Annotated in this window: 8 protein-coding genes; 3 read left to right on the top strand and 5 right to left on the bottom strand. The window is 44.8% G+C overall.

The window, feature by feature from the left end:
- Positions 1 to 175: 175 nt before the first annotated feature.
- Positions 176 to 1,417, bottom strand: coding sequence for a tetratricopeptide repeat protein (locus tag RIG66_RS19525; RefSeq protein WP_446380405.1), 1,242 nt, complete (start codon positions 1,415 to 1,417; stop codon positions 176 to 178).
- A 323-nt stretch (positions 1,418 to 1,740) separates the two neighbouring features.
- Between RIG66_RS19525 and RIG66_RS19520 the strand changes: the two genes are divergently transcribed.
- Complete coding sequence (locus RIG66_RS19520; protein WP_446380404.1) at positions 1,741 to 3,195, top strand: YcjF family protein; 1,455 nt, start codon at positions 1,741 to 1,743, stop codon at positions 3,193 to 3,195.
- Positions 3,196 to 3,311: 116 nt separating this feature from the next.
- On the opposite strand, the gene RIG66_RS19515 is transcribed toward RIG66_RS19520, so the two are convergent.
- Complete coding sequence (locus RIG66_RS19515; RefSeq protein ID WP_446380403.1) at positions 3,312 to 3,530, bottom strand: hypothetical protein; 219 nt, start codon at positions 3,528 to 3,530, stop codon at positions 3,312 to 3,314.
- A 539-nt stretch (positions 3,531 to 4,069) separates the two neighbouring features.
- On the opposite strand from RIG66_RS19515, the gene RIG66_RS19510 reads away from it, so the two are divergent.
- A complete protein-coding gene (locus tag RIG66_RS19510) occupies positions 4,070 to 4,765 on the top strand; it encodes a sigma-70 family RNA polymerase sigma factor (protein ID WP_446380402.1) in 696 nt (231 codons plus the stop codon).
- Positions 4,766 to 4,792: 27 nt separating this feature from the next.
- On the opposite strand, the gene RIG66_RS19505 is transcribed toward RIG66_RS19510, so the two are convergent.
- A complete protein-coding gene (locus RIG66_RS19505) occupies positions 4,793 to 5,416 on the bottom strand; it encodes an alpha-ketoglutarate-dependent dioxygenase AlkB (RefSeq protein ID WP_446380401.1) in 624 nt (207 codons plus the stop codon).
- A 284-nt stretch (positions 5,417 to 5,700) separates the two neighbouring features.
- On the opposite strand from RIG66_RS19505, the gene surE reads away from it, so the two are divergent.
- Positions 5,701 to 6,378 carry a 5'/3'-nucleotidase SurE gene (surE, locus tag RIG66_RS19500; RefSeq protein ID WP_446380400.1) on the top strand — a complete coding sequence of 226 codons (678 nt, stop codon included), beginning with the start codon at positions 5,701 to 5,703 and terminating at the stop codon, positions 6,376 to 6,378.
- Here the strand turns inward: surE and RIG66_RS19495 are convergent.
- Positions 6,370 to 7,635: a cytochrome P450 gene (locus RIG66_RS19495; protein WP_446380399.1), complete on the bottom strand. Its 1,266-nt coding sequence runs from the start codon at positions 7,633 to 7,635 to the stop codon at positions 6,370 to 6,372. The two genes, surE and RIG66_RS19495, sit on opposite strands and share 9 nt — an antisense overlap.
- A 32-nt stretch (positions 7,636 to 7,667) precedes the next feature.
- Positions 7,668 to 9,386, bottom strand: coding sequence for a dipeptide ABC transporter ATP-binding protein (locus tag RIG66_RS19490; protein ID WP_446380398.1), 1,719 nt, complete (start codon positions 9,384 to 9,386; stop codon positions 7,668 to 7,670).
- Positions 9,387 to 9,415 lie beyond the last annotated feature (29 nt).

Here is a 9,415-nt window from a genome sequence, read left to right as displayed (position 1 = left end):
CATTTGTCATTTGTCATTTGTCATTTGTCATTTGTCATTTGTCATTTGTCATTTGTCATTTGTCATTTGTCATTTGTCATTTGTCATTTGTCATTTGTCATTTGTCATTTGTCATTTGTCATTTGTCATTTGTCATATCAGGTCAGCTTAAACAGGCATTATTCCTTTTACCCTGCTAAAACAAGGCTTTAATTCTCTGCCACAATTGTACCAGCTTTTGATGCCATTTTTGCCAACGCCTACGATTAGTCGCCAGGTTTTGTAGCATCCACAGTTCATCATCATTGGGGTTCAAGTTTAACGCCTGATTGTAAGCGGTAATAGCTTCCTGATATCGGTATAATTCCTGAAGCGCATTTCCCCGTTCTGTCCAGTAGTGATAATCTTGTTTACGTTCTAAGGCTTGATCATAACTGTCAATCGCGTCTTCATAGCGCCCTAACCTAAATAAGGTTTTGCCGCGCAAATACCAAGTATAATAATTTTGGGGGTGAATCTGTAATGAGTGGTCATAACACTCAATCATCGATTCGTAGCGGTTTAAATTTAAAAGTACAACAGCTTTAGTGTTCCAAGCTAATTCATAATCGGGATTAATCTCCAAAGCGCGATCGCAACTCTCAAGCGCCTCTTCATAACGTTCGAGGTGATTTAAAACCATCGCCCGATTATGCCAAGCTTTATCAGAGTTGGGATTCACCTTGATCGCTTGATCGAAGGATGCCAGCGCTTCTTGATAACGATGTAACTGATACAACAGAAAACCGCGATTACAGCAGGTTCTATCATCATCCGGTTGAATTGCCAAGGCGTGATCATAAGATGCGATCGCCTCCTGTAGGCGATTTAATTTCCGTAATGTGTTCCCCCGATCAATCCAGGCTTTCGCATAGTTAGGATTAAGCGCTAAGGCGTGATTGAATGAGTCAATCGCTTCCTCGTACTGCTTTAACTTCCGCAGCGCTACGCCCCGGTTGTACCATACTTTGACATCATCTGAATTAAATTTTAACGCTTTATCGTAGGAGGCGATCGCTTGGTCATAACGGTTTAAATTCTTGAGCGTAATTCCCCGGTAGTTCCAGATTTTGGGATTATCTGAATTAAATTTTAACGCTTTATCAAAACTGGCTAATGCTTCTTCATCACGGTCTAAATGCTGCAACGCCACCCCCTGATGATACCAAGCAGAGGTGCAATCGGTTTTAATGGTTATCGCTTCATCATAATAATTGATTGCACTTTCATAGTCTCCTTCTTCGGCTAGACTATCTGCTTTTTCAACTTTTGAATTAGCTTTGTCTTTAAGAGTTTTATGATTGGATGGTAAGGGACTTTGAATCGTTAAAGTTGGGCTAGAATATTCTTGAGAGTGAGGGAGGGAATCCCACTCGTAATTTCGTTCATTGATCAACATAGGCAGACGGATAAAGCACGACAAGAATTCTACTTTTTATTTTAGCTATCAAGCGCTTAGACTGTACTCTTCCTAAATAGATAAATTTTGGGCGGAATATTTGGATTTAGAGTCCGCCGTTGATGGAGAGGAATGGGGATTCTTGGAGTTAATATTTTTCTTTGTTCAGAGAAATTAAAGCTCAGGAACGATAGAGGCTTTGCCTGCAATGTCTCTCCGACACCAATACATCTTGCTCAATCTCAACTCTAAAATACGCCTGTAGGGATTCTGTAAATCCCCCGAAAACGTTATCGTAGTGAAAGTAAGGTTAGAAAAAAGATATGGCGGTTCAGTTACGGCGACCTATTTTAGTGGGCGGTATTGCTTTATCCTTTGGATTATGGCTGCTAGAGACTGTGCATCAGTCAGTGGCGGAGTGGGGAGAGGTTGGACTCCTGGGCGCGATCGCACTCGGTAGTGGGGTATGGTTGTTTCAGAAGCGAGGGTCAAGTTCGGCGGAGTTATCTGTGATATCCTCGCCTCTAGATCGAGCTACGGTAGAGGAGGCGATCGCTCAAGCTGAAGTCGCTATCTCCCGCCTAGAAATAGAGGTTGAGAATCCTGACAGTAGCACATCATTACGACAGCAGGTTAACCAATTAACCAGCCAATTGGATCGACAAGAATTGCAACTGCTTGTCACTGGCGGTAAAGGCGTCGGAAAATCCTGTTTAGTACACGTCTTAAACTCGAACGGGTTATCCGAACAATTCCCCACGGTTAGCGTAAACGAAACTACCGCCTTATTCCCAGGCGATCGCACTCAGGAGATGATCCCGAACTCGGATTTAATCCTGTTCGTGATTACCAGTGATTTAACCGATTCCGAGTTTCAGCTTTTGCAGCATCTGAAAACCCTGAATCAGCGACTTCTGCTTATCTTTAATAAACAAGACCAGTATTTACCCCCAGAACGAGTGCTAGTGTTGCAACAACTGCGACACCGACTCGCCCAACTTTTCCCCCCAGAAGATATCATTGCGATCGCGGCTTCCCCCACTCCTGTAAAAGTGCGCCAGCATCAGTCGGATGGATCAGTCAAAGAATGGTTAGAGGCGCAAACACCTGATGTCACTGCTTTGACGCAACGATTGCAGCCCATCTTAACTGAAGACGCCCAACAGTTAATCTGGGGAACCACTCTCCGATCCGCGATTAGCCTCAAAGCTGAAGCCAAAACCGCCTTAAATCAAGCCAGACGCGATCGCGCTTTACCCCTGATTGAACAGTATCAATGGATTACCGCCGCCACCGCGTTTGCGAATCCGGTTCCCGCTTTAGATTTACTCGCCACGGCTGCAATTAGTAGCCAATTAGTGATTGAATTAGCCGGAATTTATCAACAAAAATTTTCCCTATCCCAAGCCCAATCTGCTGCCAAAACCTTGGGTAGCTTAATGGTTAAACTCGGTCTGGTTGAACTCTGCACCCAAACCATTGGCGGTATTCTCAAAAGCAATGCGTTTACCTATATCGCTGGCGGTGCGGTTCAAGGCGTTAGTGCGGCTTATCTTACTCGATTAGCGGGGTTGAGTTTAATCGAATATTTCCAAGACCAGGAGATTAGCGAACCTACAGCAACCGATCAACCCTTAAATCTTGATCGCTTGAAAGAGAAATTGCAAACGGTTTTCCAACAAAATCAACGAACGGCATTTTTACAGGGATTTGTTCAGCAAGCGGTAAAACGTTTGCGCTTAAATTCGGCTCAACCTGAACCTAGCCGCTTGTCGTAAGGCGTCGGTCTAGTCATAGCAGTAGAGACGTTCCGGCGGAACGCCTAATCAATTGTAGGGGCGGGTTTTACCGATAACGTTAACGTAGAGACGTTGCATGCAACGTCTCTACACGATTAATTTTCTGCTTCAGTCGTAGAAACGGAAGGAATAGACTCCTCTGCGTGACCCACATCAAACATAATCATGAATTGTAAGTCAGGCATCATTCGCTTCAGAATATGCAAATGACCTTCAGCATCGCCACGACGACGGAAGCGACCCACAATGACATTTTGCAAATTCGACTGCAAGCGGACAATTTTCCACGGACTCAACTTGTCTTGATAATTCATAACACTCTTTCCTGTAAAACCCCTTGTGTCAACGACCCATGACTAATAGCTGTACATGATAGTCAGGGCTGAGATTATGGATAGAGAACCCGGTTCGATTATGTTTCAGTCTTATATAGTGATACAGCTTTCATCAGCGCTATCGGGATAGAGTCCCTGGTACCGCTACCTTAGAAGTTAAAAGTCGTCCTCAAAAAGATAGTTTGGTAGCTTTTGTTACAGTTTCTCCAGAATCCTCACATCGGTTTCGTGTAAGTGACACAATTAAAGTTAACGGTTGAGATTAGGGAACAGGGAACAGTAAGGGTTTTAGGACGATTTACAAAACTTGTCGGATCGTACCGTTTTCTTTTGTCCGACTACTTACCTTAAACCTTGGAGTCCTTTGCTATACCTAACTGAATTTTTCTGAATTTTACCCAACTTTTAATGGGATCGATTTCATCTTAATCCTCAATTATTATAAATTAACTTGTGGTTTTGCTGATTAAACTAAAACTATCACAACCTAACAGGATTCTACTTCAACCTAGTTTTATATGACCTATGTTTTTTCAGTTAGGGTTACTCAACCTAAGCCCAACAATTACGCATCTTACCAAACAGCTCAGTTTTTTGCCCAACTTTTAAATCATCCAGACTATCGCCAGATGATCGAGAAAATTGCCCGAAAAAATACCAGAGGAACGGCGATTGACTGGGAAGATGCCGCCCAAACTGCCCATATTAAATTATTTCAAGCTGTAATGGCTGGCAAGTTCCGTACCGGAGAAATCAATCAATTTTACCGCTGGTCAAGAAAAGTAGCTCGCTTGGCAATTATTGATCTGATGCGTCAAGACAAACAAAGACACTGTACAAGTTTAGACCAAAGGATTCCCGGCACAAATTTATCGTTATTGGAAACCATCCAGGATGAATTTGACGTGTTAGATGCTGTGGAGCGTACTGATTTAATCAACCGAGCCATCGCCGCTATTTCAGCACTCGATCAACGTTATCCTAATCGAGGGTATCAGAAACTATGGCAGGGTAAAGTACAAGGTAAAACTCAAGTAGAACTAATTGCTGATTTGGGCTTAAAAAGTCAAAGTGCTGTCTCAAAACGTTGGCGGGAGTTATTAGAACGTCTTGCTGAGGAGTTGGGATTATTACAAACGGCAACTATCCAACTCGAACTGAAAACTACAAGCGCTAAAAACGTTCGGCGATCGCGCTCAACTCAAGCTTGGTAAAACTTTTAAATGGGTGCATTGTCACAATCACTTATAGGGAAATAAAACCTCTCGAAATGTGAGCGAAACTCTCCGACTTCTAACTAACTTTTTTCCCTGATACTGATCCGTTTTGCGAGCAGGAATGCTATGTTGCCACTGATAGCGAGCAACCCCTTGCAAAATAAGTAAACTCCCCGGTAATAGCAGAACAGGAATCTGGGTTTTCGTTGGTGCGTGGGTCAAGTTCATCACACAACGACCCCCTAAACTTAGGGAGATAATTGTATTGCCAAAACAGGGAACACAGTCAACATGATTGGTAATGCCTTGACCGGGTAAGTATTCATTAACAATCAGTTGATCGGGGGAAATTGGGGTGACGCGATCGCGAACCAGTCGTTGTCCCAGTTGGTTTGCCCAATTTGGCAATTCTCCTAAGTAGCTGGCGGAGGCTAATGTCCGTTTTTTATACTCATAGCGATACCCATAATGTTGCACTCGGCGTTTTAATTGGGTTGACCATTCCTGTTGGTCGATAATCTCCAGTAATTGATTTTGCTCCTGAGTATTGATATAATCGGGGATTAAGTTTAGTCCAGGTATATCTGGCACAATAAAGTCTAATTTAGGGTCTACATCGAAATTTAGCGACTTTGATGATGGTATCATTTTTGGCAAACTTTAATCTATAATTAAATAATTAACTCATGGAATTTTAACATAGCAAAAATATAAAATGACTCTCAATATATTTATTGGTAGGTTACGGCGGATACGGGATTAAAAGGTTATTGGCTTAAGGAAATACCCGCCTAACCCACCCTACAGATTATTAATTTATTTTTTCTCAACGATAGGGATATACCCGCCACAGTTTTGTCAGCAATCAACAATCAACAATTAACAATTTACCGCTATGCTAGAACATTGGTGTTATCAGTTGCACCCATAAGATGACTTTAATTCTCACCAATGATGATGGAATAGATGCTCCAGGAATTCAAGCACTCCAGCAAGCGGTTAAGGGTAAGAGCGTTATCGTTGCGCCTCAAACCCATTTATCCGGTTGTAGTCATCAAGTTACCACGCATCAACCCATCCATGTTCAACAGCGCTCAGAATTTGCCTACGCAGTCGCAGGTACACCCGCCGATTGTACCCGTCTCGCCCTGAATCAACTGGTGCAAAACCCGCAATGGGTACTCTCTGGGATTAATGCAGGCGGTAATCTAGGGGTTGATATCCATATTTCCGGGACAGTAGCGGCGGTGCGGGAAGCGGCAATTCTGGGAATTCCAGGGATTGCGATTTCCCACTGGATTAAACGCCCTTTGGTGATTGATTGGCAAGTGGCTAGTCGTTGGACAACCAGGGTGTTAGGGGAGTTATTTCAACGTCCCACTCCTCCCGGTATGTTTTGGAATGTCAATTTACCACACCTAGAACCCGGTTCTCCAGAACCCGATATCGTCTTCTGTAAACCGAGTATTCAGCCCTTACCCGTTAACTATGTGGTAGAGGGAGACCATTATTACTATAAAGGAGAATATGCCAAACGCGATCGCGCCCCGGGTACAGATGTTGATATTTGTTTTAGCGGTAGTATCGCCGTGACTCTTCTGTCACTTTGAGTCCCCATTGAACTGAATGTAAAGGTGCTTGAGTCCTCGTAAAAGTATGTTTGGCTGGTGCTTGAGATCATTTTTAAGAGGAGCTAAACGGATATGCTTCAGCCGCCGCAATAACCGCTTATAGGCAATTTGCATTTCCTTACGAGCCAGCATCGCACCCAGACAAAAATGAATGCCATGACCAAATGATAAATGACTGCTGGCATTTTGACGGCTTATGCTGAAACTCTCGCCATCGGGAAATTTCACGGGATCACGGTTGGCTGAGTCGAAGCGCACCATGACGAAGGAACCTGCAGGTAGGAAGGCTCCCTCGAGTTCAGTATCCTGCTGCACAACTCGCCACATTCCGGCTGTGGGACTTTCCATCCGTAGGATTTCCTCAACCAGGTTATCCACCTGGGAAGGTTCTGCTTGCACCGCCTGCATCTGCTCAGGGTTCTGGATGAGTAAAAGCATACCACCTGCCAAGGCATTGGTAATGGTTTCATTCCCCGCCACGAGCAACTGTTGGATGATGTTGAGCAACTCAGCCATATCCAGCGATCGCTCTCCGGCTACCTTGGCTTGAACCAGATCGCTGATAATATCATCCTGCGGCTGTTTACGGCGTTCCTCAATCCGATCATAAAAATAATGCTGAAATGCGACAATGTCCTTGGCGCATTCTATTTCCTGCTCTTTGGAACTCATCTGACTCATGCGGATAATGAATGCATCCGACCATTTTTTGAACTTGGGCAGATCCGCTTGAGGTACGCCTAACTGAGTGGCAATTACTTTTATCGGTAAGGGAGAAGCAAAGGAACTGATGAATTCACATTCACCCTGATCGATAAACTGATCAATCAATTCATCGACAACCTGTTCGATATAATCCTGTATCTTGTTGACACGGGAAGCCGTAAACGCCTTGTTCACTAGCGCCCGAAACCGCTCATGTTCCGGTGGATCAGCCGTGAGCAAGGTGTTCACTTGGGGCCAGCCTTGGGCGTAGATCTCCTGAAGTTGCGCATCCTGTTGGGCTTTTCCTCCCTGTAGAGCCGAAAAATTACTGGAGAACACCTCTACATTTTGTAGGATTTGCATTACCAAGTCGTAGCGAGTGACTAGAAAAAGTTTGGCGCCGGCGATTGGTGCTGGCAGTTCCATCACGGGTGCTTGCTGCCGCGCCAATTTGTAGAATGAATAGGGACATTCGATGACCTGAGGGTCAAAGAAGTTGTAGTCTTCTAACGGCTTAGCGTCTTTGTCCATTTTCTCTTCCTCTGGGTTAACCTTACTCAATGTTACTGTTTTGCCAGTAACGGCGCGGCTTGTAATAGGGTTTGGGTATAAGGATGTTGGGGATTCGTAAACAACGTTTCCGTTTCAGCCATTTCCACAATCTGACCCCGATTCATCACCGCGATCGCGTCACAGAAAAACCGGGCTACCCAGAGATCATGGGTAATAAACAAATAGGTTAACTCAAACTCCTGTTTTAGCGATCGCATTAATTCCAGTACCTGCGTCTGCACACTCGCATCCAACATACTCACGGGTTCATCACAGATAATCAAACGGGGACGAGTAATCAACGCCCGCGCGATCGCGACTCGTTGCTGCTGTCCTCCAGATAAGTCTCTGGGATAGCGGTGGTAGTAGTCGTCTGGAGGTGTTAATCCCACCCGTTCCAGCATTTCCATCACCTGATGTTTGGCTTCTGTTGCTGTCGCTAGGTGGTGGATAAATAGAGGATCAGCAATACTATCACCCACTGTCATTAAGGGATTCAAACAAGCCAACGGATCTTGAAAAATCATTTGAATATGTCGCCGCATATCCCGTAAGGATTTCCGGTTCAGTTGGGTTAAATTAATACCTTGAAATTCGACAATCCCAGAGGTCGGTGAAATCAGTTGCAAAATGGTGCGGGATAGTGTACTTTTTCCACATCCTGATTCTCCCACCAATCCCAAAACTTGACCCGGATACAGATCAAAGCTAACCTCATCCACGGCTTTGATCAGTTGAGGTTCGCGGGACAAGAATTGGGCAATAAAATTTTGTTCTAAGGTGAAATACTGCTTTAACTGTTGCACTCGGAGAATGGGTGTCTGTTGATTGTTCTCCCCCTGTTTCTCCATCAGGGCGGGTTTAGTTAGGTTATCGGTTTTTTGGCTATCGTTATCGGTAAAACCCGCCCCTACAACCCCGTCTCTGTGCGTTCCCTGTTCCCCATCATTCACCGTTTGCATAAGCAGCGCCGCTTGCAGGAGCGATCGCGTATATTCATGTTCAGGGTGGTGCAGAATGTCCCCAACTGCCCCCATTTCTACCAGTTTGCCCCCATACATCACCGCCACGCGATCGCAGTATTCCCCTACCATGGCTAAGTCGTGGGAAATTAACAACAGCGCCATCTCCCGTTCTTGGCAAAGTCGCGTCAATTCCTGTAATATCTGGGCGGAGACGGTGACATCTAGACTCGTGGTTGGCTCATCCGCGACAATCATCTTAGGATTGAGTAAGAGGGCGAGTGCGATCGCGACTCGTTGCCGCATTCCGCCACTAAATTCATGGGGATACTGAGACCAACGGTTAGCCGGAATCTTCACCGCTTCTAGGGTTTCAATTGCCTTTTGCTTACACTCAGAACGCGATAACTGAGGTTGATGCGCTTGTAGGGTTTCCAGACAATGATCCCCAATCGTCATCAACGGATCAAGCCGTGTCATTGGATCTTGAAATACCAGCGCCACCACTTCCCCGCGAAACTGGCGCAGTTGAGTAGGGTTTAACTCAAAAACAGACTGCCCTTTAAACTTAATTTGTCCTTCAATTTTTGTTGCTGTTGGTAATAACCGCATCGCGGCGCGTCCCAGAGTAGATTTGCCACACCCCGACTCTCCCACCAATCCCAATCGTTCTCCGGGATTCAGGGTAAATGAGACATCATCCACTGCCCAATAATCAGGATTACTCGGATAAGCGATGTGTAAATTTTCGATACCAAATAAAGTCATAAGGGACTTACCGATTTTCCGTTTTCATG

It is taken from the genome of Coleofasciculus sp. E2-BRE-01, assembly GCF_040221695.1.
GTDB lineage: Bacteria > Cyanobacteriota > Cyanobacteriia > Cyanobacteriales > Coleofasciculaceae > Coleofasciculus.
The sequence above is the reverse complement of the archived record's forward strand: the minus strand, read 5'-3'. Positions and strand labels throughout refer to the sequence as shown.